Source organism: Pseudomonas putida (assembly GCF_028682395.1).
GTDB classification, from domain to species: Bacteria; Pseudomonadota; Gammaproteobacteria; order Pseudomonadales; family Pseudomonadaceae; genus Aquipseudomonas; species Aquipseudomonas putida_AB.
In genome coordinates, this window is the sequence record NZ_JANHLC010000006.1 from 1 (window position 1) to 20847 (window position 20847).

Below are 20847 nucleotides of genomic sequence, written 5' to 3' on the forward strand. Positions count from 1 at the left end.
TTTCAAAGGGCCGAATAACGCTCACCTATATATAGAAGAAAACCCATTGCGCAATATATTGCCCACTTGGAGAAAACGAAGCATCATAAGCCTTCACCCCCGCCCCTCTGACCCGGCTTCCCCTCTCATGACCGAGCAACCTCGCAGCTTAATAGCGGCCCTCTTCCCAGTCGGCTTGCTTATCATCGCCATGACTTCAATCCAGTCGGGTGCAACGCTGGCCAAAAGCATGTTTCCCGTCGTCGGCGCCCAAGGCACGACCACCCTACGCCTGATCTTCGCCAGCATCATCATGCTGATCCTCCTGCGTCCGTGGCGTGCCAAGCTCACAGCACAGTCCTTGCGGACCGTGATCGTCTATGGCGCAGCCCTGGGCGGGATGAACCTGCTCTTCTATATGTCGCTGCAAACCGTCCCGCTCGGCATTGCCGTGGCTCTCGAGTTTACCGGCCCCCTGGCCGTCGCCATCTATGCATCGCGACGAGCCATCGACTTTCTATGGGTAGGCCTGGCAATAACCGGCCTTCTACTACTGATCCCGCTTGGCGCAAACAGCATGGCCCTGGACCTGGCGGGCGTCTGCTATGCACTGGGCGCCGGGATCTGCTGGGCGCTTTATATTCTTTTTGGTCAAAAGGCTGGGGCGGACAATGGCGTGCAGACTGCCGCATTGGGCGTGATGATCGCCGCGCTGCTTGTTGCGCCAGTAGGCATCGCCCACGCGGGAGCTGCCCTGCTGACACCCGCACTGATCCCCATCGCATTCGCCGTAGCCCTGCTCTCCACGGCACTGCCCTATACCCTTGAGATGGTCGCCCTGACACGACTGCCCGCGCGGACCTTCGGAACCCTCATGAGCATCGAGCCCGCCATCGGCGCATTGTCAGGCTTGGTCTTCTTGCATGAGATGCTCAGCCCAGTGCAATGGCTCGCCATCGGCTGCATCATCCTGGCGTCTGTTGGCGCGAGCCTGAGCATGCGCCACGAGCCAAAGCCCTTGATACCTGCTGATTAAAAATGGATTTGACGCTGAACTAGTAATTGCTGCTCAATTAGGCCATGTTTAGCCTGTAACTCAATGCCTGCCTTAGTTTTTTCTTTGGAAATAACACTAGGAAAACCTCTGGAGGCAGTGAAAGCCAGACTTGGGCGAATTGACCCGAGGGCCTGTTATAAGGATGGCAATGAAGCGATTTTCGATTCTCCTCGTCACACTCATGATCGCCGGCTGTGCTGCAACGTCGCAGACAGAGGTCAAACGCGGCAAACGCGGTTTGCATATCAACTGCTCGGGTCTTTCCTCATCCTGGGACAAGTGCTACGCCAAAGCCGCTACCTCCTGTGGAGCGGCAGGCTATAAAGTCATCGCCAAGTCCGGTGACGCCGTGGAGGACCCGGGAGACTATCCCTTTGGTCTCAACCCCGCCGGCTATACCAGTCGCAGCATGATTGTCATCTGCAAAAAGTAGCTATGCCTGGCCACCCTTGGTTTCAGCAACCTGCTGGCTCAGGGCGGCATAGCTCGCCTGCAGCACCTCACTGCGGGCCTGCACACTCACCATCATCCGTGCAATGACCAAAGCCCCCACACACTGGGACAGGACAGCCCAGGCAAGCTGCTCACAGCCCAGTGTCCGCGCCCAACTGGCGTGCAACTGACAAATCCAGTGTTCGGCCTGCTTACGCACAGCCTCATCGGCACGCGCAATCTCGGCCCCCAGGGCAGGAAGCGCACAGCCAGCCTCGACGTTCTCGACATGGGCCAGGCTCAGATACTGCTTGAGACACTTATCAAGCTGCGCATGGCTCAATGACTGCCCACCGCTCAAACGCTCAAAACTTTGGGTAAGTTCCCGTTCGACAACGGCACTGAACAAGTCACTCTTTGAGGGGAAATGACTGTAGAACGCTCCCCCACTCAGGCCGATGGCCTTCATCAACCCATCGACACCTACGCTGCCAACCCCTTCCTTCTTGATGAGCCTGGCACTGCTCTCGAGCAGACGCACCTGGGTTTGCTGCTTGTGATCGGCACTGTAGCGCATGGCGTGTATTCCAACTCTTCAAGGATCTTGACGACTGGAAAACTGTAACATAACGTTCGTTTAGTTAACGATCGTTTACCAAAGGAAGCAATCCATGACTACGGCACATAAAAACAACAGGGTGGCATTGGTAGTGGGTGCAGGCGACGCCACAGGCAGCGCGATAGCCAAGCGATTCGCCCGTGAGGGCTACATCGCCTGCGTGACTCGCCGCAGCGAAGAAAAACTGCAACCGTTAGTCGACGCGATCATCGAAAGCGGCCATCAGGCCCATGGTTTTGCTTGCGACGCTCGCAAGGAAGAGGAGGTGATCGCACTGGTCGAGCAGATCGAAAGCCAGATTGGCCCCATTGAAGTACTGGTCTTCAATATCGGTGCCAACGTGCCTTGCAGCATCCTTGAAGAAACGGCACGCAAGTACTTCAAGATCTGGGAGATGGCCTGTTTTTCCGGTTTTCTCAATGGCCGCGAAGTCGCCAAGCGCATGGTGACCCGTAACCGCGGCAGCATCCTGTTTACCGGGGCCACCGCCGGGCTACGCGGGGCCGCCGGTTTCGCCGCCTTTGCCGGCGCCAAACACGGTATCCGCGCGCTGGCGCAAAGCATGGCGCGTGAGCTGGGGCCGATGAATATTCATGTCGCCCACGTCGTGGTCGACGGTGCTATCGACACCGACTTTATTCGTACCAGTTTCCCGGAAAAATACGCCCTGAAGGACCAGGACGGCATTCTCGACCCCGAGCATATCGCCGAAAACTATTGGTTCCTGCATAACCAGCCACGCGATGCCTGGACTTTCGAACTGGACCTGCGCCCCTGGAATGAACGCTGGTAACACCCTCTCCCAAAACAATAAACAAGGAGTCCCGCAGATGAGCAAAACCCTCGAGTTCTACTTCGACCTTGGCAGCCCCACCAGCTACCTGGCCTACACCCAGCTACCCGCGCTGTGCGCGCAGACCGCCAGCGAACTGGTGTATCACCCCATGCTGCTGGGAGGTGTATTCAAGGCCACCGGCAACGCCTCCCCTATCCAGGTGCCCGCCAAAGCGCGCTATATGCTCAAGGACCTGGAGCGGTTCGCCAGGCGCTACCAGGTTCCCCTGCGCTTCAACCCGCACTTTCCGATCAATACGCTGCACCTGATGCGCGCAACCGTGGGCGTGCAACGGCAACTACCGGAGCGATTTATCGAGTTTCTGGACTGCCTGTTCAAGGCGCTATGGGTTGATGGGCACAACCTGGCCGACCCTGCGGTGCTGGCTCAGGTCCTGCAAAGCGCCGGCTTTGCCCCTGACAGCATCTTGCAACTCAGCGAAGACGAAGGGGCCAAGGCGGCTCTGAAGGCCAATACCGAACAGGCCCTGCAACGGGGCGTGTTTGGCGCCCCCAGCCTGTTCGTCGGCGATGAACTGTTTTTTGGCCAGGACCGCCTGGATTTTGTCCGCGCGGCCCTGGCCTGACGTTTACGGCGCCAGGCGCTCGGTCCGGACCTGTAACCACGCCAGGCTGGCACCTGAAAGATAGGGTGCCAGGCGCTCCCGCACCTGGGCGTGGTAGTCATTGAGCCAGTCGAGCTCCTCGCGCGTCAGCAGTGAAGGCTCCAGGCAGCGAGTGTCGATAGGGCATAAAGTCAAAGTCTCGAATCGCAAGAACTCGCCGAACTCGGTGGCACCCGCTGCGCAGTTCAAGACCAGATTTTCGATCCTCACCCCCCAACGTCCTGGGCGGTAAGTCCCGGGCTCAATGGAGGTAATCATCCCCGGTTGCATGGCCGTCTGGGGCGACGCGACAGCCTGGTAGGCAATAACCTGTGGGCCTTCGTGCACATTGAGAAAATAACCAACCCCATGCCCGGTGCCATGGCCATAATCGACCCCGTCAGCCCACAAGGGCGCGCGCGCAATCGCGTCGAGCAGCGGCGAGAGAATCCCCTGCGGAAACTGCGCACGAGACAACGCGATCATACCCTTGAGCACCCGCGTGCAATCGGCTTTCTGCTCGGCGCTGGGCTGCCCGATTGGCACCATCCGGGTGATATCCGTGGTGCCCCCCAGGTACTGGCCTCCGGAGTCGATCAGCAATAGGCCATCGCCCTCGATCAGCGCGTGAGCCTCTTCGGTGGCATGGTAATGAGGCATCGCGCCGTTGGCATTAAAGGCCGCAATGGTATTGAAGCTTAGGGATACAAACCCCGGGCGGCGGCGGCGAGCGGCGCTAAGACGCTCGTCAATGGTCAGTTCCGTGACAGGCTCCTGCCCCAGCGCGCCCTCCAGCCACGCAAAGAACTCACAGAGCGCTGCGCCATCCTGCTCCATCGCACGGCGAATATGCTCGGCGTCCGCCAGACTCTTGCGCGACTTGGCCAGCGTGGTCGGATTCAAGCCTTCCACCAGCCTGACTTCAGGCCCCAGATGATCCAGCAGCCCGCAGGTGACCCGTGCCGGATCCACCAACAGTTGCTGCCCGGCGCCGATCCCCTGAAGCGCTGCCGCAACCTCGCCATAATCGCGCAAGGTCACCCCGTCGTGCTCCAGGACCTTGCGCAGCGCGGCATCGACCTTGTCCAAAGCCACAAACAGAATAGCCTGCACCTGGTTCACCAACGCGAACGCGACAAACACCGGATTGAACGACACATCGCTACCGCGCAGATTGAACAGCCAGGCAATATCATCCAGCGTCGCGATAAAGTGCCAATCGGCACCACGCTCGTTCAGCGCTGCCCGCAGTTGCGTCAGCTTGTCGAGCCGGCTGACCGTGGCCTCGGGGGGCAGATGGGCATACACCGGCGCTGTCGGCAAGGATGGGCGCTGCAGCCAGACATCCGCCAGCACATCTCTATCCGTGCGCAGTTGCGCGCCGCGAGCTTGCAATTTCTCCCTCAAGGTCCGTGCTGCCGCCAGCGCCATGACCGTACCATCCACTGCAGCCACGCCAGCCACCGGCACGTGTTCCGCCAACCAGTCCAACGGCCCTGGCTGGCCCGGCCGCAACTTCATCAATTCAATGCCGCTACCGGCCAACTCTTTGCTCGCCTGCTCCCAGTACCGACTATCGGCCCAGATCCCGGCAAAATCGCGGGTCACGATCAGCGTACCGACCGAACCGTGGAACCCCGACAGCCATTGACGCCCCTGCCAATAGCCCGGCAGGTATTCGGAAAGATGGGGATCAGCCGAGGGCACCAGCAACGCATGGATACCTTCGCGGCGCATGGCCTCCCGGGTACGTGCCAGACGCTGGGGCACCGAGTCGTCGGGCAAAGTCTGCGTGCTCATGGTCTCTCCTATTGGCCGCTTGAATAATGATCTGCGAGCGATAATGGAGCACGCTGCATCCATCGGCAACCGCCTAGCTCAGGCTTTCGAGCAACAATGGATACAGGGAAATCACCAGCAACAACGCCATGCTGATGTTGAACAGCCGCAACCAGCGTGGTTGGCGCAGCACATTGCGCAACAAGCTGCCGCAGGCCGCCCATAGGCTGATAACGGGCGCATTGATCAAGGCAAAAACGGCGGCGATCACCAGCACATTGACCACGTAGCCCTGCAAGGGCACATAGGTACTGATGGCGCCCACAGCCATCACCCAGGCCTTGGGGTTGACCCATTGAAACGCTGCCGCGCCCCAGTAACCCAATGGCCGGCTACCACTCTCCTGGGAATGGGCAACGGGGCCCGAACGCGCGATACACCAGGCCAGGTAAAGCAGATAGGCGCCACCCAGATAGCGCAGGAAACGATAAAGCTGCGGATACGCCTCGAACACCGCACCGAGGCCCAGGCCCACCGCCAACACCAGGACAAACAGGCCGCAACTGATACCGAGAATATGCGGAATCGAACGGTTGAAACCGAAGTTCACCCCTGACGCCAACAGCATGGTGTTGTTCGGCCCCGGCGTCACGGAAGTGACCATGGCGAACAGGGCAAAGGCGAGAAGCAGTTCGGGAGAGAGGCTCATGGCGGCGGTCCGGCGCGTGATTGTCAGGGCTCGACAGTACCCAGCCACACAACGAAACGCACGGACAGTTACCCACACTTAGAGCCGTACAGTTGTGCGCCCTCAGCTTTTTGGGACAACTGTATCAAGCGCCGGATCCGCATTGATTTGTGCGCCGTTTTGCAACAGATCTTGCCCCAGCAGCTCGGCCTTGCGCCGCTGATACTCATCGAATGAAAGGCCGCGCCGATTCAGGGACTCAAGCGCCAGCTCAAGCTGCTCTGCTGCGCTGTAGCCACGGTCCTGCGGGGCGGGATGCTGGGCGCAACCCGCCACTGCAACGCTCAGGACCATCAATGCAACAGCGCCAAACCCTTTCATCAAGACACCCCCGGCCAACCACGACAAATCAATGGCCACAGGCTAGCGGCCCGTGCGGGCCAGCAACAATCACCGTGCTCAATAGTCGCTATCGATCGGCGCGTCTTTCAGTGGCCTTGCCTCGCCCGGCTCACTAGGCGGCACTGCAGTGCGTCATCGACACTGCGCTCAAGGCTGCGTAGCACCTGAAACGAGCCGAAGGTCACCGCCTTGGCTTGATAGGTGCGGATCAGGCCCCAGAAATCCGTGTGCCCTGCCTCGATAGCGGCGAAGGCGCGTTCCCCCGCTTCCTTCGATTGCCATTGCAGGTAATTCAGCACTCGCCGGCCATCATCACTGGCCTGCACGCTGGCACTGAGAAACCCCTGGTGGTCACGGGCCAGGCGTTCGGTCTGGCTGGCCAGCGCGGCCACCAGGCCATCCTGTTGATGCGGCTCGATATCGAACTCTATCAACTGTGCGTAGCTACGATTTTCCCCTATCGACTGCATGACCTTCCCCACAGATAAGTAGTACGAATCTTGCGATCCAAGGCCTCGAAGGGTAAAACCTCCAGTTAAGTTAAGGTCAAGTGCTCATCATGAAAAAAATCGCTGCGCCTACCCCACAGGACAAAGAACTCAGCGTCGGCCAAATGGCCGCCCGCAGTGGCATTACGGTCACCGCCCTGCACTTCTATGAAGCCAAGGGCTTGATCAGCAGCCGGCGTAACAGTGGTAACCAGCGCCGTTACCCACGTGAAATGCTGCGCCGGGTGGCCTTGATCAAAGTAGCGCAGCGCCTGGGCATTCCCCTGGCCAGCATTCACCAGGTTTTTCAGACCCTGCCTCGGGGGCGCGCGCCCTCGGCGGCTGACTGGGAGCGGTTTTCCGCTCAGTGGAAGCATGAGTTGAATGAGCGTATCGACCGCCTGACGCGACTGCGCGATCAACTCGATGGCTGCATCGGTTGCGGCTGCCTGTCGATGGAGGCCTGCCCCTTGCGCAACTACGCCGATGAACTCGGCCAGCAGGGACCCGGCGCCCAAGTACTGGAGCCGGGGCGCACGCCATGCTGAGACACGTCTTCAGCCAACGTCCCGGGCCAGCACCCGCTCGCAAAGAAAGTCGATCAAAGCCCGTAGCTTCGGCGTCGGGTGCCGGCTGGCTGGCCACAGCAGGCGCAGGTTGACGCGACGCTCGACAAACGCATCCAGCACGCTACGCAACCGACCATCGACCAAACCTCGCCTATGGAAAAATCCGGCAGGCAGGCAATGCCCGGGCCCCGTGATGCAAAGCAGAGTAGATCCTCCGGCTGCCGGGGCGTGCGGCAACGGGCAAAGTGCTCCGGCGACGCGACCAGGACCACGATGATCCAACAGCAATCCCAGATAGAGCGGCTCGCGCCGCCTGCAGCTCTTCGGCCACGGCAATAAACTGGCGCAACAAACGGGTCTCAATCATCCCGGGTCAGCACTTCCAGCAACTCAATTTCAAAACTCAAATCCGAATTCGGTGGAATTGCCCCGACCTGGCGTTCGCCATAGCCCAGGTGCGACGGCACGAAGAGTTGGCGCTTACCGCCCACCTGCATGCCCATCAGCCCCTGGTCCCAGCCCTTGATGACCCGACCGCTGCCGATCACGCACTGGAACGGTTTACCGCGCTCCCAGGACGAGTCGAAAACTGTCCCGTCCGCGAGCGTCCCCCGGTACTGAGTGGTGATCAGCGCCCCCTTGACCACCGCCTTGCCGTCGCCAACGCGAAGATCCACTACTTGCAGTTCGCCTGCCATCTTGTTCACTCGTCGATAAATTAAACCGCTCGCCTTTTCGCAGAAATGGCCGGCGCTGGCAACTCCCCTGGGCAGTTTGCGCAGCGCCTCGGCGGTCGCGAGGTCCGACGGTAATGGGTAAGATAGCGGTCCTGCCTCGCTTCCCCTGCGTGCCCTGCCGAATAAGCCGAATCATGCCTTTCGAACTCAGCGTTGACCTGCTCACCCTCGCCATACTGATTGGCGTGGCCTTTCTTGCCGGCTTTATCGATGCCATTGCCGGCGGCGGTGGTCTGCTCACCACGCCCGCCCTGCTGACCGCCGGTTTGCCGCCACACCTGGTGCTGGGCACCAACAAACTCAGCGCCACGTTCGGCTCGGCCGTGGCGAGCCTGACGTTCTACCGGCGCAAGCTGTTTCACCCCGGGCAATGGAAGTTGGCGATCTTCGGCACCCTCGCCGGCGCCCTGATCGGCGCGACCGTTGCCCACTACCTGCCCGCCGAATGGCTGAACAAGATGCTCCCGGTGGTGGTCTTTGCCTGCGGCCTGTACCTGTTGTTCGGAGGCACACCCAAGGCGCCGCTGGACAGCAATGCACCGATCAAGAAAAAGTGGCAATTACCCCAAGGGCTGGGGCTGGGTTTCTACGACGGCGTCGCGGGCCCGGGCACTGGCGCGTTCTGGACCGTTAGCAGCCTGCTGCTCTACCCCATCGACCTGGTCAAGGCCAGCGGTGTGGCGCGCAGCATGAACTTCGTCAGCAACATTGCCGCGCTGTCAGTGTTTATCTTTTCCGGCCAGGTCGACTGGGTCATCGGTTTCAGCATGGGCTTGGCGGTGATGCTCGGCGCCTTCTTCGGCGCCCGCTCTGCCATCAGCGGGGGCGCCAAGTTTATCCGTCCGGTGTTTATCTGTGTGGTGCTTGGCCTGACCGTGCGCCTAGCCTGGCAGCACTGGTTCAGCGTGGCCTAGTCGCCGCGCCACATAGAGATCGATCAGGTGTCGGGCAATCGAGCGCGACGCCGGCAGGGGCGGCAACGCGTGGATGCTGAACCATTGTGCATCCTCGATCTCGTCCGGCTGCGGCACTATCTCGCCACCGGCATATTCGGCATGGAAGCCGAGCATCAACGAGTGCGGAAACGGCCAGCATTGGCTGCCGACATACTGGATATTGCGCACCTCGACCTGCACCTCCTCGCGCACCTCGCGAATCAGGCAATGTTCGGCCGACTCCCCCGGTTCGGCGAACCCGGCCAGGGTGCTGTAGACCCCGGGCACAAAACGCGGCGAACGCGCCAGCAGCACTTCATCACCGCGGGTCACCAGCACGATCATGCTCGGTGAAATCCGCGGATAGCTGCGCAGGTCGCACGGTCCGCAATACATCGCTCGCTCCAGATGCACCTGGGTCATCGGCTGGCCGCAACTGCCGCAGAACCGATGCTCGCGCGCCCAGGTACCAATTTGCGCGGCGTAGCCCAGCATCCGATACGTGGCCGCATCCCCTTCGAGCATAAAACTACGCAAGCCCTGCCAACCGCAGCCCGGCACGTCGGCACTGCCCTGCAACTCCAACAGATAGACCGGCTCGCCATCCAAGTGGCCGATCCCGTGCTCGGCCAGCACGTCCAATGCCTGACGCTTGAGCCATTCACGAGGGAACAGCACCCCGTTGTCATCGCGCAAAAAACCCTCACGGCCGCGGACCACGGCCCAGCCGCCGGGGTTTTGTGGGTCCAGTACTGCAGTTGTCCAGCGTTCAGTCATTGCGGTTTCCTGGTTGAGCCTTGGTCCCAAGCGGTCCCGGCCCGTGCGCTTTAGTGCTCGAAAACCGGTTTCTGCTTGCTCATATGCGCGGCGATGGCGACACGCAGATCGTTGGATTGCAACATGGCGGCGTTCCAGGTGGCAACGTATTCCAGCCCATCGTCAATCCGATGGTCGCGCATGTAGCTGAGCATTTCCTTGGTCCCGCTGATGGCGATTGGCGACTTCGCGGCAATTTCCCGGGCAATGGCCATCACGCCGTCGAGCAGGCTGGCGGCGTCCGGCCAGACCCGATTGACCAGACCCATGCCCAGCGCCTCGCCAGCGCCAAAATTACGCCCGGTGTAAGCCAGTTCGCGAAGCATGCCATCACCGATGATCCGTGGCAGGCGTTGCAGGGTGCCGACATCCGCCGCCATGCCGATATCGACCTCCTTGATGGAGAACTGCGCGTCTTCGGCGGCATAACGCATGTCGCAGGCGGCAATCAGATCGATCGCCCCGCCAATGCAGTAGCCCTGGATCGCCGCCAACACCGGCTTGCGGCAGCGGTCCACGGCATTGAACGAGGCCTGCAACTGCAGGATCTTGCGCCGCAGCAGGCGGGCATTGCGGCCGACATCCTTGCCCAGTTCATTGGCCACCGAGGCTAGCATCATCAAGTCGATACCCGAGGAGAAATGCTTGCCGGCGCCGCTCAGCACGACCACACGAGCCTCGTCGGTATTATCGATCCACTCGAAGATGTCGACGATCTCGCTCCAGAACGCGGCATTCATCGAGTTGATTTTTTCCGGGCGATTTATCTGCACGTGGGCGATGTTATCTACCAGTTCGACGTTGAAGGCTTGGTATTCGGACACGGTCGTCATCCTTTGCTTGGGGTGGCATACGAACCGTGGACTATAACAAGGGCCTTACGCATACGGCAGGCCGTGCAACTGCCAAAAGCCGGACGCCCGGGCTTGCGCCGAGCGCGTCCACGGCTTGATCTTGGGCGGCGCTTACGGCACCTTGCGTGCCTTTCCAATACAAGGACCCCGTCGATGTCTCGTTCACTGGCCCAGGCCTTCGCACATAACTTCCTCGGGCAATCGCCACGCTGGTACAAGGCGAGCATTCTCGCGTTTCTGCTGCTCAACCCGCTGGTGCTCTTCAGCGTGGGCCCGGCCGCCGCCGGCTGGCTACTGGTGATCGAATTTATCTTCACCCTGGCCATGGCCCTCAAGTGCTACCCGCTGATGCCCGGCGGCCTGTTGCTGATCGAGGCACTGGCACTGCGCATGACCAGCCCCCAGGCGGTCTATGACGAACTGGTGCACAACTTCCCGGTCATCCTGCTCCTGATGTTTATGGTGGCCGGCATCTACTTTATGAAGGACCTGCTGCTGTATCTGTTTTCCCGCCTGCTGCTGGGAGTCCGCTCCAAGGCGCTGCTGAGCCTGCTGTTCTGCCTGTTGTCGGGCTTTCTTTCGGCCTTTCTCGATGCCCTGACAGTCACCGCGGTGATCATCAGCGCAGCCGTAGGCTTTTACTCGGTCTATCACCGCGTGGCCTCGGGCGCCAACCCACGCCAGGACAGCGACCTGAGCTGCGACGGCAGCCTGACGGATACCCACCACAGCGACCTCAACCAGTTCCGCGCGTTTCTGCGCAGCCTGTTGATGCACGGCGCGGTCGGCACCGCCCTGGGTGGCGTCTGCACCCTGGTGGGCGAGCCGCAGAATCTGCTGATCGGCCATGAACTGGGCTGGCATTTCGGCGAATTCTTTATGAAAGTCGCGCCGGTTTCGCTGCCAGTCCTGGTGGCCGGTCTGGTGACCTGCGTACTGCTGGAGAAGCTGCGCTGGTTCGGCTATGGCACCCTGCTGCCGGACAACGTACGCGCCGTACTTGCCACCTATGCCCGCGAGGACGATGCCCAGCGCACCGAACGCCAGCGCGCCGCGCTGATTGTCCAGGGAATTGCCGCACTGATCCTGATCAGCGCACTGGCCCTGCATATCGCCGAAGTGGGCCTGATCGGCCTGGTTGTCATTGTGTTGATTACCGCCTTTAGCGGCATCACCGACGAGCACCGCCTGGGCAATGCGTTCAAGGACGCCATGCCATTCACCGCCCTGCTGGTGGTGTTTTTCGCGGTGGTCGCGGTCATCCATGAGCAGCAGTTGTTCACCCCGTTGATCCAATGGGTACTGGCGCTACCCGCCGACCAGCAACCCGGGATGCTGTTTATCGCCAACGGCCTGCTGTCGGCCATCAGCGACAACGTGTTCGTTGCAACCATCTACATCACCGAGGTCAAGCAGGCCTTTGTTTCGGGGCAAATGACCCGCGAGCACTTCGAGACCCTGGCGATTGCGATCAACACCGGCACCAACCTGCCCAGCGTCGCCACGCCCAATGGCCAGGCGGCGTTCCTGTTCCTGCTGACCTCGGCCATCGCGCCGCTGATCCGCCTGTCCTACGGACGCATGGTCTGGATGGCGCTGCCGTACACCATTGTCATGGGCACACTGGGCTGGTACGCCGTCAGCTACTGGCTCTAACAGACGCCAATAGGAGCGAGCTTCGCCCACCCCGAACAGCTCGCTCCTCGCTTAGCCCACCCTTATCCCAACTGGGTCCAGACCCGCCCGTCGCGAGCCAGCAGCTCATCTGCCGCCGCGGGGCCATCTTCACCGGCACGATAGCCCTGGACACGGTCATCCTCGCGCCAGGCCTGCAAAAACGGTTGCACCGCCCGCCAGCCGTTCTCGATATTGTCGGCACGCTGGAACAGCGTCTGATCGCCCGTCAGGCAGTCATAGATCAAGGTTTCATAGCCCGTCGAGGGTTGCATCTCGAAGAAGTCCTTATAGGCGAACCCCAACTCGATATTGGCCATGGCCAGGGTCGGTCCCGGGCGCTTGGCCAGGAGCTCGAACCACATGCCTTCATTGGGCTGGATCTGGATTTTCAGGTAAGTCGGTTGCGGGCGCTCGATGGCACTTTCGCGAAACTGAGCGTAGGGCGCGGGCTTGAAGCAGATGGCGATTTCCGTATCGCGCACGCTCATGCGCTTGCCGGTGCGCAGGTAGAAAGGCACGCCGACCCAGCGCCAGTTGTCGATCATCACCTTGAGCGCCACATAGGTTTCAGTATTGCTGTCGGGGGCCACATTAGCTTCCTCGCGGTAGCCCGCCACGGCCTGCTCGCCCACGGTGCCCGCCCGATACTGGCCGCGCACCGAGTTGGCCCGGGCCTCTGCAACGCTCCACGGGCGGATCGCGCCGACCACCTTGGCCTTCTCTCCGCGCACCGCATCGGCACCAAAGGCCGCCGGCGGCTCCATGGCCACCATCGCCAGTAACTGGAACAAATGGTTGGGCACCATATCGCGCAGGGCCCCGGTGTGTTCATAGAAACTGCCGCGGGTCTGCACCCCGACGGTTTCCGCGGCAGTGATCTGCACATGATCGATGTAGTGGTTGTTCCAGAAAGCCTCGAACAGACCATTGGAGAACCGGCTGACCAGGATGTTCTGCACCGTTTCCTTGCCCAGGTAATGGTCGATTCGATAGATCTGCTTTTCGCTCATCACCTGCAGCAGATTGGCATTCAGTGCCTCGGCAGAGGCAAGGTCGACGCCAAACGGTTTTTCGATCACCACGCGGCGAAAGCCCTGGGCACTTTCCTGTAGCAACCCGGCCCCCCCCAACTGCTCGACCACCGCGCTGAAGAAGCGCGGCGCGGTGGCCAGGTAGAACACCGCATTGGCGTTATCGCTCGCGGCAATGCGAGCACCGAGTTCGGTGTAGGTGGCCGAGTCGAGAAAGTCGCCCTGCACATAGCTGATCCGACTCGCCAAGTGTGCCCAGAGCGTGGCGTCGAGGCTAACCTTGTCAGCCATCTCGGTGCGGATAAAACCCTCGAGTTTTGCCGCGAAGGCCTGGTCGCTCAGCGGATTGTGATCCACCCCGACAATACGCACTCCGTCGCTTAGCAGGCCGTCACGTTTGAGGTTGTACAGCGCCGGCATCAGGAGCCGCTTGACCAGGTCGCCATGGGCACCAAATAGAAACAGCGTGGTTGCCGGTGCTGGCTCGGGTTTGACTGGGGTCGGCTGAGCCTTCATTTTTTCGCCGCCTCCGTATGCCCGCCGAAGCCCAGGCGCATGGCCGACAGCAGCTTGTCGCCATAGGTGCTCTGCTGGCGCGAGCGAAAGCGCGCGAACAGGGCCCCGGACAATACCGGCACGGGGACCGCCTGCTCCATCGCTGCCTCGATGGTCCAGCGTCCTTCACCGCTGTCGGCCACCGCCCCGGAAAACTCGCCCAGTTGCACGTCCTTGGCCAGGGCATCGGCCGTCAGGTCCAGCAGCCACGAAGACACCACGCTGCCCCGGCGTCAGACCTCGGCGATATCGGCCAGGTTCAGCTCGAACCGCTCTTCGGCGGGCAAGCTCGGCGCCGCGCGGGTCTTGAGAATATCGAAGCCCTCGGCATACGCCTGCATCAGCCCGTACTCGATGCCGTTATGGATCATCTTGACGAAATGCCCCGCGCCCGGTGGTCCGGCGTGGATGTAACCACGCTCGGCCCGGTCATCGTCCGCCACCCGGTCGCGGGTGCGCGCAATATCGCCCCGCCCGGGGGCCAGCGCCTCGAACAGCGGGTCGAGGCGCTGCACCACCGCTGCCTCGCCGCCGATCATCATGCAATAGCCGCGCTCCAGGCCCCAGACGCCCCCGGAGGTCCCGACATCGACGTAATGCAGACCCTGCGCGGCCAGGGCCTGGCCACGGCGGATATCATCCTTGTAGAAGGTATTGCCGCCATCGATGATCGCATCGCCAGGCTCCAGCAGCAGCCGCAGCGCCTCGATGGTCTCTTCGGTCGGCGCCCCGGCCGGCAGCATCACCCAGACCGCGCGCGGCGTGGCCAAGGCCGCCACCAACGCCGGCAGGTCCGCCACGCCGACCGCGCCTTCGCCCGCCAGGAGGTCCACGGCCGCCCTGTTGCGGTCATACACCACGGTGTCGTGCCCCTTGAGCATCAAGCGCCGCGCGATATTACCGCCCATGCGGCCCAAGCCAATGATTGCCAGTTGCATGATGCCGATGCTCCTTGAGACCGAGGAAGAGAATGGCCATAGCCTAGCCTAGTGGCTGCAGCCCCAGCAGACCGGGCGCAGAGCAGACCTCGAAAAATAAAAAAGTTCCCTTGCGCCGCAAAAGAACCCAAAATTACCGCCGATTGGGTTCAGCCAACGGCACCTGCCGGCGCACACCCGAAAGAACACGCCTGACCGAGGTAAGCCATGGGCACCGTACTACCTGCACGACCTGCACAGACCCTCTACGTCACCATCCGCCGCGATGAACTGCGCCAACTGCGCGAAGAGCGTGAACAACTGCTCGACCAGGTCGCCGAACTGCGCCAGCAGTTGCAACAAGCCCAGGCCACGACTTCCCCGACGCCCCCCCGTCCGCTTCGCTAGTGCTTCGCTCGGCTCTCGCCGCCTGATAATGGCTATTTGCCAAATCGCTAATCAGCAAGGCAAAATCCCGACCGGCTGAATTTTCTCGGCACACCTCGACTCACAAAGTTTTCACACACATTTCGCAATACTCGTGCTCTTTGCGCCGGCCCTTCATGGGCAGCCATGGGTACGGGCAAGGCGCTGTGTGCCCATGGCTCAGGCAACACACCCTCTGGAGCGCTGTATGGCGATGTTTAAACGCAGCAACACGACTGCGAAAGGATTCGACTGGGCCGGCCTCGGCTGGATGTTTCTGTTTTTCTGGTATTTCTCCGGCATTACCCAACTGCTGATCCAGTTGACCGGTACCTCTGGATTCTCCGGTTTCCGCCAAGCGTTCATCATGAGCTCGATCTGGATCGCGCCCATGCTGCTGTTCCCCGCACGCACGCGCCTGATAGCCGGCGTGATCGGCGTGGTCTTGTGGGCCTGTTCCATGGCCAGCCTGGGCTACTTCTTTATCTATCAGCAGGAGTTTTCCCAGAGCGTTATCTTCATCATGTTCGAGTCGAACATCTCTGAAGCCGGCGAGTACATGACCCAGTATTTCGCCTGGTGGATGGTGGCCGCGTTCCTCGCCCATACCGCCGTGGCCATTTTCCTCTGGACCCGCGTGCGCCCCCTGTACCTGCCCCGCGGCAAGGCTTGGGCGGCCGCACTCGGCCTGCTGGTTGCCGTGGTGGGCTACCCACTGATCAAGCAGATCAGCAAGTTCAACGACAACCTGCCCCGCGCCATGGAAAGCTTCGAATCGCGCATCGAGCCCGCCGTGCCATGGCAGATGATCGTCGCCTACCGCCGCTATCGCGAGCAGTTGAGCAACATGCAGGGCATGCTGGACGACGTCAGCAAGATCCCGCCCCTGCACAACCTCACGGACGAACTGGCCGGCCAGCCAGCGACACTGGTGCTGGTCATCGGTGAATCGACCAACCGCCAGCGCATGAGCCTGTATGGCTACCCGCGCAACACCACGCCCAACCTCGACAAGCTCAAGGACGAACTGGCGGTCTTCGGCAATGTCGTGACCCCTCGGCCCTACACCATCGAAGCCCTGCAACAGGTCCTGACCTTCGCCGACGAAGAGAACCCCGACCTGTACCTCAAGACCCCGTCGCTGGTCAGCGTGATGAAGCAGGCCGGCTACAAGACCTACTGGATCACCAACCAGCAGACCATGACCAAGCGCAACACCATGCTCACGACCTTTTCCGAGCAGGCCGACGAACAGGTGTACCTGAACAACAACCGCAACCAGAACGCCCGCCAATATGACGGCGACGTACTGGAGCCCTTTAGCAAAGCCCTGGCTGAAGACGCGCCACGCAAATTTATCGTGGTGCACCTGCTGGGCACCCATATGAGCTACCAGTACCGCTACCCGCCGACCTTCGAGCAGTTCACCGACCGCCAGGGCGTCCCGCCGGGCCTGACCGATGACCAGGTACCGACCTACAACAGCTACGACAATGCCGTGCTGTACAACGACTTCGTGGTGTCCAGCCTGATCAAGGACTATGCCAAGACCGACCCCAACGGTTTCCTGCTGTACCTGTCGGACCACGGTGAAGACGTCTTCGACTCGGCCGGGCATGACACCCTGGGCCGTAACGAAGCCAAGCCAACCGCGCCGATGTACACCATTCCGTTTATGGTCTGGTCCTCGCCCAAATGGCGCCAGACCCATAACCGGGATTTCAGTGCGGACCTGGAACGGCCCTACAGCAGCTCGAACCTGATCCACACCTGGGCCGACCTGGCCGGGCTGAGCTTTAGCGAACTGGACACCAGCAAGAGCCTGGTCAGTGCCGACTTCAAGGCCCGCCCGCAATTGATCGGCAACCCCTACTCCCGACCGCAGAAAGCCCTGATCGATTTCAGCCTGATCAAGCCCAAACCGGTAGCCGCACCGACGGTGGACGTGACCCAGAAGTAACCCGCATCGCCCTGCCCGGCTTTGGCAATGTCCGCAGACATATCGCCAGAGCCGGTGCCAGGCGCGGCAGCGCGGCCTGGAATCAGCATGGCAACACCTCGCAATTAATAACCTCTCTCATTCACTTCAACTCTGTCCGCCGCCCTTCGTCCTTGAGCCATGGAACCCTCATCGACCCACAGGAGCAGGCACCATGCCGCTATCGCCCATCACCCGATCCCTAACGTTCACACTCGGCCTTTGTGGCTGCAGCCTGTGCGCCGCCGAGCCACAGAGCGATCCGCCCACGGCCATGCAACTGGACACGACCCATGTCGACGCCAGCGGTCTGGGCAACACCACCGAGCACACCGGGGCCTACACCACTGGGGCGATGAGCACTGCCACCCGCCTTAACCTCTCGATCCGGGACACGCCCCAGTCCGTCTCTGTCATCACCCGCCAACACATGGATGATTTCAAGCTCGACACCTTGTCCACCGTGCTGGGCCAGGTGACCGGCGTCACCGTGCAACACCTGGACTCCGACCGCATGAGCTACAGCACGCGCGGCTACGCCATCAATAATTTCCAGATCGACGGGATGCTCAATACCTTCAGCTACATGAAGTCCGATGCCGACACCATCATCTACGACCGCATCGAAGTGGTCCGCGGCGCGACCGGCCTGACCACGGGCGCCGGCGATCCTTCAGGTACGGTGAACATGCTGCGCAAGCGCCCCGGCCCGCTCGTACAGGTACAAACCGGGATCAGTGCCGGTAGCTATGACAACTACTACGGTTATCTGGACGTCGGCGGCCCCGTGGCTTTCGACGGCCGCCTGCGCGCCAGGACCGTACTGGCCCAGCGCGACAGCCATTCGTTTCGCGATCATTACGCCCTGCAACGCAGCGTCGGCTACGGCATCCTGGAAGCCGATCTGAGCGACGACACGGTGCTGGCGCTGGGTTACGACTACCAGGACAAACACGTCCAGGGCTCGGCCTGGGGCACCACCCCATACTGGAATGCCCAGGGCGGCAAAGCCCGGCTGCCGCGCTCGACCAACCTCACCGCCCCCTGGAGTTCCTGGCCCTGGCGCGACCGGACACGCTTCGCCACGCTCGACCAGGGCCTGGCCGGCGACTGGCACCTCAAGGCAGCCTACACCCGGCGCGACAGCGATACTGATGGGAAGATGTATTACAGCGGTGCCGGCTTTCCCGATGCAGACGGGTCCGGGATGCGTGCCTACATCAACCACTTTGTCGGCGAACAGCGCATGGATGCCTACGATCTCAACCTGGCCGGGCCTTACCGCCTGTTCGGGCGCGAGCATGAGTTGCTGCTGGGCTACGGCGAAGCCCGGCGCCGCGATACCGAACCTTTCGTCAGGCGGCAGTTGCCCGCCGGCTACAACGAGGTCGATGACTGGCGGGATATGGGCAGCGTCGACAAGTTCTACGACGAAGTCACTGGGCTGACGGGGTATGACGACACCCAGCGGCAGAAAGCCGGCTACCTCGCCACCCGCCTGAGCCTGACCGACCGCCTGCATGCCGTGCTGGGCAGCCGTTATGGCAGTTGGAGCGTCAGCAATCGCAAGGCCACTTATGACACCAGCGACCGGGTCCTGACCAGCAGCCACGGCCAGCAGCATCACAACGCCGTCCTGAGCCCCTATGCCGGCCTGCTGTACGACCTGGATCAGGCCTACACCGTCTACGTCAGCTACACCGATATCTTCAAACCGCAAAACGCCCGGGATGTCAGCGGCACCTACCTGGAGCCAGTGGTGGGCAGCAATTACGAACTGGGGCTCAAAGGCAGCCTGCTGGACGAACGCCTGAACCTGAGTAGCGCGATCTTCTACAGCAAACAGGACAATGTCGCCGAGCCCGATTACGCGTCGCCACCCGACCCGAAAACCGGTCGGCCGTATTCCAAAAGCGGCGGCAAGGGCAATACGGTACGCGGCTTCGAGGTAGAGCTGGCCGGCCAACCGCTGGAGCACTGGAACCTGAGCGCAGGCTACAGCTATACACACGCCCTCAATGCACAGCAACAACGCTCCGACGGCTCCAAACCCCTCAATTTGCTGCGCCTGTCCAGCAGCTACCGCCTGCCAGGCCAGTGGCAACGACTCACCGTCGGCGGCGCCGTCAACTGGCAAAGTGCGATCACTGCAAACAGTAAAAGGCCCACCTTCAAAAACGGCCCGACTGAAACAGCGAAGATCTCCCAGGGCGCCTACGCGGTGATCAACCTGATGACCCGCTACACCCTGGACGCCAGGCTCTCGGCTGCCCTGAACGTCAACAACCTGCTGGATACGCGTTACTACGAAAGCGTCGGCTTCTCCAACGGGATCTACTGGGGAGAGCCGCGCAGCCTGACACTCAGCCTGGACTGGAAAATCTAAGCGGCAGGCCTCAAGCGACACGCGTCGGGTTACGCCATTTTGCGAACCTGTAGCGTGCCGCTTGAGGCTTCTCACTGGGGGCGTCTACCAGTAACATTCTGTTGCAACGAAAAGCCCGTCAAATAACGGCATATCCCTACTTTCAGTGAGCAATACGCGTGAAAATCCGTCTGTCCATCCTCGGTCTGTGTATCGCCTTCACCGGCGCATTTATCCCCCCGGCCGTAGACGCCGCCGAAACCATCTCGGCCCCACGCGACACCTCACAACTGCATATCGCCTCGGGCAGCGCGATGCTGGTCGATCTGCAAACCAATAAAGTCATCTATTCCAGCAACCCCGATGTGGTCGTGCCCATTGCCTCCGTCACGAAGTTGATGACCGGCATGGTGGTCCTCGATGCCAAGTTGCCCATGGACGAGTACATCGCCGTATCGATCAGCGATACCCCGGAGATGAAAGGGGTGTTTTCCCGGGTCAAGCTCAATAGCGAACTGACCCGCCGGGACATGCTGCTGATCACCCTGATGTCGTCGGAAAACCGTGCCGCAGCCACGCTCGCCCACCACTACCCGGGTGGCTATGTGGCGTTCATCGCGGCGATGAACGCCAAGGCCCGAGCCCTGGGCATGACCAGCACCCGTTACGTCGAGCCCACCGGGCTGTCGATCCACAACGTTTCCACCGCCCGCGACCTCAGCAAGCTGGTACAGGCTGCGCGCAAATACCCGCTGCTGAGCGAACTGAGCACCACCAAGGAAAAAACCGTAACCTTCCGCAAACCCGCCTACAGCCTGGGCTTTCGCAACACCGATCACCTGGTGCACCGGGACAAGTGGGATATCAAGCTAACCAAGACCGGTTTCACCAACCAGGCCGGCCACTGCCTGGTGCTGGTGACCAGCATGGCTAACCGCCCGGTTTCCCTGGTGATTCTCGATGCCTTCGGCAAGTACACCCATTTCGCCGATGCGGCGCGCATTCGCAACTGGCTGGAAACCGGCAAAAGCGGTCCGGTACCGGATGTCGCCCTGCGCTACAAGGCCGACAAGAACCTCAAGGCCCGCCAGGCCTCGGAGTAGT

General features: G+C 61.3%; 21 protein-coding genes and 1 pseudogene. 11 read left to right on the top strand and 11 right to left on the bottom strand.

Translation table 11 applies throughout. The annotated features are described in order from the left end of the window. Positions 1-127 precede the first annotated feature (127 nt). Positions 128-1015 carry a threonine/homoserine exporter RhtA gene (rhtA, locus tag NPS46_RS15405; RefSeq protein ID WP_274108561.1) on the top strand — a complete coding sequence of 296 codons (888 nt, stop codon included), beginning with the start codon at positions 128-130 and terminating at the stop codon, positions 1013-1015. Between the two features lie 169 nt (positions 1016-1184). Continuing rightward, positions 1185-1469 (top strand): hypothetical protein, encoded by a 285-nt coding sequence (locus NPS46_RS15410; RefSeq protein WP_274108563.1) that lies wholly within the window; start codon positions 1185-1187, stop codon positions 1467-1469. Here the strand turns inward: NPS46_RS15410 and NPS46_RS15415 are convergent, their stop codons facing one another. Continuing rightward, a complete protein-coding gene (locus NPS46_RS15415) occupies positions 1470-2045 on the bottom strand; it encodes a TetR/AcrR family transcriptional regulator (protein ID WP_274108565.1) in 576 nt (191 codons plus the stop codon). Between the two features lie 94 nt (positions 2046-2139). Here NPS46_RS15415 and NPS46_RS15420 point away from each other — a divergent pair, with 94 nt between their 5' ends. Further along, positions 2140-2880 (top strand): SDR family oxidoreductase, encoded by a 741-nt coding sequence (locus NPS46_RS15420; protein ID WP_274108567.1) that lies wholly within the window; start codon positions 2140-2142, stop codon positions 2878-2880. 37 nt (positions 2881-2917) lie between these two features. After that, complete coding sequence (locus NPS46_RS15425; RefSeq protein WP_274108569.1) at positions 2918-3508, top strand: 2-hydroxychromene-2-carboxylate isomerase; 591 nt, start codon at positions 2918-2920, stop codon at positions 3506-3508. Between the two features lie 3 nt (positions 3509-3511). Here NPS46_RS15425 and NPS46_RS15430 read toward each other — a convergent pair whose 3' ends face one another. From NPS46_RS15430 to NPS46_RS15445, 4 genes are all read right to left on the bottom strand, one after another. Then, a complete protein-coding gene (locus NPS46_RS15430; protein ID WP_274108571.1) occupies positions 3512-5326 on the bottom strand; it encodes an aminopeptidase P family protein in 1815 nt (604 codons plus the stop codon). A 73-nt stretch (positions 5327-5399) separates the two neighbouring features. Further along, a complete protein-coding gene (locus tag NPS46_RS15435) occupies positions 5400-6014 on the bottom strand; it encodes a LysE family translocator (protein WP_274108573.1) in 615 nt (204 codons plus the stop codon). Between the two features lie 102 nt (positions 6015-6116). Continuing rightward, positions 6117-6374, bottom strand: a complete 258-nt coding sequence (locus NPS46_RS15440) for a hypothetical protein (RefSeq protein WP_425312749.1) — start codon at positions 6372-6374, stop codon at positions 6117-6119. Positions 6375-6481: 107 nt separating this feature from the next. Next, on the bottom strand, positions 6482-6865 hold the full coding sequence (locus NPS46_RS15445) for an antibiotic biosynthesis monooxygenase (RefSeq protein WP_274108577.1): 384 nt from the start codon (positions 6863-6865) through the stop codon (positions 6482-6484). Positions 6866-6954: 89 nt separating this feature from the next. Between NPS46_RS15445 and soxR the strand changes: the two genes are divergently transcribed. Next, positions 6955-7431: a redox-sensitive transcriptional activator SoxR gene (gene soxR, locus NPS46_RS15450; RefSeq protein ID WP_274108579.1), complete on the top strand. Its 477-nt coding sequence runs from the start codon at positions 6955-6957 to the stop codon at positions 7429-7431. Positions 7432-7440: 9 nt separating this feature from the next. Here the strand turns inward: soxR and NPS46_RS15455 are convergent, their stop codons facing one another. Together NPS46_RS15455 and NPS46_RS15460 are read right to left on the bottom strand one after the other, a co-directional pair. Next, on the bottom strand, positions 7441-7581 hold the full coding sequence (locus tag NPS46_RS15455) for a hypothetical protein (RefSeq protein ID WP_274108581.1): 141 nt from the start codon (positions 7579-7581) through the stop codon (positions 7441-7443). A gap of 230 nt (positions 7582-7811) precedes the next feature. Further along, entirely contained in the window at positions 7812-8150 is a 339-nt protein-coding gene (locus NPS46_RS15460) for an FKBP-type peptidyl-prolyl cis-trans isomerase (RefSeq protein ID WP_274108583.1), read from the bottom strand. A 173-nt stretch (positions 8151-8323) separates the two neighbouring features. Between NPS46_RS15460 and NPS46_RS15465 the strand changes: the two genes are divergently transcribed. Further along, a complete protein-coding gene (locus NPS46_RS15465) occupies positions 8324-9103 on the top strand; it encodes a TSUP family transporter (protein WP_274108585.1) in 780 nt (259 codons plus the stop codon). Here the strand turns inward: NPS46_RS15465 and nudC are convergent. Both nudC and NPS46_RS15475 read right to left on the bottom strand, forming a co-directional pair. Continuing rightward, positions 9071-9901 (bottom strand): NAD(+) diphosphatase, encoded by an 831-nt coding sequence (gene nudC / locus NPS46_RS15470; protein ID WP_274108587.1) that lies wholly within the window; start codon positions 9899-9901, stop codon positions 9071-9073. The genes NPS46_RS15465 and nudC overlap by 33 nt on opposite strands. A 50-nt stretch (positions 9902-9951) precedes the next feature. After that, a complete protein-coding gene (locus NPS46_RS15475) occupies positions 9952-10764 on the bottom strand; it encodes a crotonase/enoyl-CoA hydratase family protein (RefSeq protein WP_274108590.1) in 813 nt (270 codons plus the stop codon). A 183-nt stretch (positions 10765-10947) separates the two neighbouring features. Here NPS46_RS15475 and nhaB point away from each other — a divergent pair, with 183 nt between their 5' ends. Beyond that, the gene (gene nhaB / locus NPS46_RS15480; protein ID WP_274108592.1) at positions 10948-12450 is read left to right on the top strand and encodes a sodium/proton antiporter NhaB; all 1503 of its coding nucleotides are present in this window, start codon (positions 10948-10950) and stop codon (positions 12448-12450) included. 62 nt (positions 12451-12512) lie between these two features. Here nhaB and zwf read toward each other — a convergent pair whose 3' ends face one another. Further along, positions 12513-14018 carry a glucose-6-phosphate dehydrogenase gene (zwf, locus tag NPS46_RS15485; RefSeq protein ID WP_274108594.1) on the bottom strand — a complete coding sequence of 502 codons (1506 nt, stop codon included), beginning with the start codon at positions 14016-14018 and terminating at the stop codon, positions 12513-12515. Further along, a pseudogene (gene gnd / locus NPS46_RS15490) lies at positions 14015-14995 on the bottom strand (phosphogluconate dehydrogenase (NAD(+)-dependent, decarboxylating)). The gene zwf and the pseudogene gnd overlap by 4 nt, the downstream one beginning before the upstream one ends. 207 nt (positions 14996-15202) lie before the next feature. Here gnd and NPS46_RS15495 point away from each other — a divergent pair. The 4 genes from NPS46_RS15495 (at position 15203) to pbpG (ending at position 20846) form a co-directional block, all read left to right on the top strand. After that, positions 15203-15382 (top strand): DUF6026 family protein, encoded by a 180-nt coding sequence (locus NPS46_RS15495; RefSeq protein WP_274108596.1) that lies wholly within the window; start codon positions 15203-15205, stop codon positions 15380-15382. 226 nt (positions 15383-15608) lie between these two features. Continuing rightward, positions 15609-17360, top strand: a complete 1752-nt coding sequence (locus tag NPS46_RS15500; protein ID WP_274108598.1) for a phosphoethanolamine transferase CptA — start codon at positions 15609-15611, stop codon at positions 17358-17360. Between the two features lie 193 nt (positions 17361-17553). Next, positions 17554-19764, top strand: coding sequence for a TonB-dependent siderophore receptor (locus tag NPS46_RS15505; protein WP_274108599.1), 2211 nt, complete (start codon positions 17554-17556; stop codon positions 19762-19764). A gap of 158 nt (positions 19765-19922) precedes the next feature. Next, positions 19923-20846, top strand: coding sequence for a D-alanyl-D-alanine endopeptidase (pbpG, locus tag NPS46_RS15510; protein ID WP_274108601.1), 924 nt, complete (start codon positions 19923-19925; stop codon positions 20844-20846). Position 20847 lies beyond the last annotated feature (1 nt).

What these genes read in the sequence shown, in the direction of transcription:
- NPS46_RS15420 (WP_274108567.1), top strand. Translation starts at nt 2,140, where the DNA reads ATGACTACGGCACATAAAAACAACAGGGTGGCATTGGTAGTGGGTGCA.
- NPS46_RS15435 (WP_274108573.1), bottom strand. Translation starts at nt 6,014, where the DNA reads ATGAGCCTCTCTCCCGAACTGCTTCTCGCCTTTGCCCTGTTCGCCATG.
- rhtA (WP_274108561.1), top strand. Translation starts at nt 128, where the DNA reads ATGACCGAGCAACCTCGCAGCTTAATAGCGGCCCTCTTCCCAGTCGGC.
- NPS46_RS15440 (WP_425312749.1), bottom strand. Translation starts at nt 6,374, where the DNA reads ATGAAAGGGTTTGGCGCTGTTGCATTGATGGTCCTGAGCGTTGCAGTG.
- NPS46_RS15465 (WP_274108585.1), top strand. Translation starts at nt 8,324, where the DNA reads ATGCCTTTCGAACTCAGCGTTGACCTGCTCACCCTCGCCATACTGATT.
- nudC (WP_274108587.1), bottom strand. Translation starts at nt 9,901, where the DNA reads ATGACTGAACGCTGGACAACTGCAGTACTGGACCCACAAAACCCCGGC.
- NPS46_RS15425 (WP_274108569.1), top strand. Translation starts at nt 2,918, where the DNA reads ATGAGCAAAACCCTCGAGTTCTACTTCGACCTTGGCAGCCCCACCAGC.
- NPS46_RS15495 (WP_274108596.1), top strand. Translation starts at nt 15,203, where the DNA reads ATGGGCACCGTACTACCTGCACGACCTGCACAGACCCTCTACGTCACC.
- NPS46_RS15505 (WP_274108599.1), top strand. Translation starts at nt 17,554, where the DNA reads ATGCCGCTATCGCCCATCACCCGATCCCTAACGTTCACACTCGGCCTT.
- NPS46_RS15445 (WP_274108577.1), bottom strand. Translation starts at nt 6,865, where the DNA reads ATGCAGTCGATAGGGGAAAATCGTAGCTACGCACAGTTGATAGAGTTC.
- NPS46_RS15500 (WP_274108598.1), top strand. Translation starts at nt 15,609, where the DNA reads ATGGCGATGTTTAAACGCAGCAACACGACTGCGAAAGGATTCGACTGG.
- NPS46_RS15430 (WP_274108571.1), bottom strand. Translation starts at nt 5,326, where the DNA reads ATGAGCACGCAGACTTTGCCCGACGACTCGGTGCCCCAGCGTCTGGCA.
- soxR (WP_274108579.1), top strand. Translation starts at nt 6,955, where the DNA reads ATGAAAAAAATCGCTGCGCCTACCCCACAGGACAAAGAACTCAGCGTC.
- NPS46_RS15460 (WP_274108583.1), bottom strand. Translation starts at nt 8,150, where the DNA reads ATGGCAGGCGAACTGCAAGTAGTGGATCTTCGCGTTGGCGACGGCAAG.
- NPS46_RS15415 (WP_274108565.1), bottom strand. Translation starts at nt 2,045, where the DNA reads ATGCGCTACAGTGCCGATCACAAGCAGCAAACCCAGGTGCGTCTGCTC.
- NPS46_RS15410 (WP_274108563.1), top strand. Translation starts at nt 1,185, where the DNA reads ATGAAGCGATTTTCGATTCTCCTCGTCACACTCATGATCGCCGGCTGT.
- zwf (WP_274108594.1), bottom strand. Translation starts at nt 14,018, where the DNA reads ATGAAGGCTCAGCCGACCCCAGTCAAACCCGAGCCAGCACCGGCAACC.
- nhaB (WP_274108592.1), top strand. Translation starts at nt 10,948, where the DNA reads ATGTCTCGTTCACTGGCCCAGGCCTTCGCACATAACTTCCTCGGGCAA.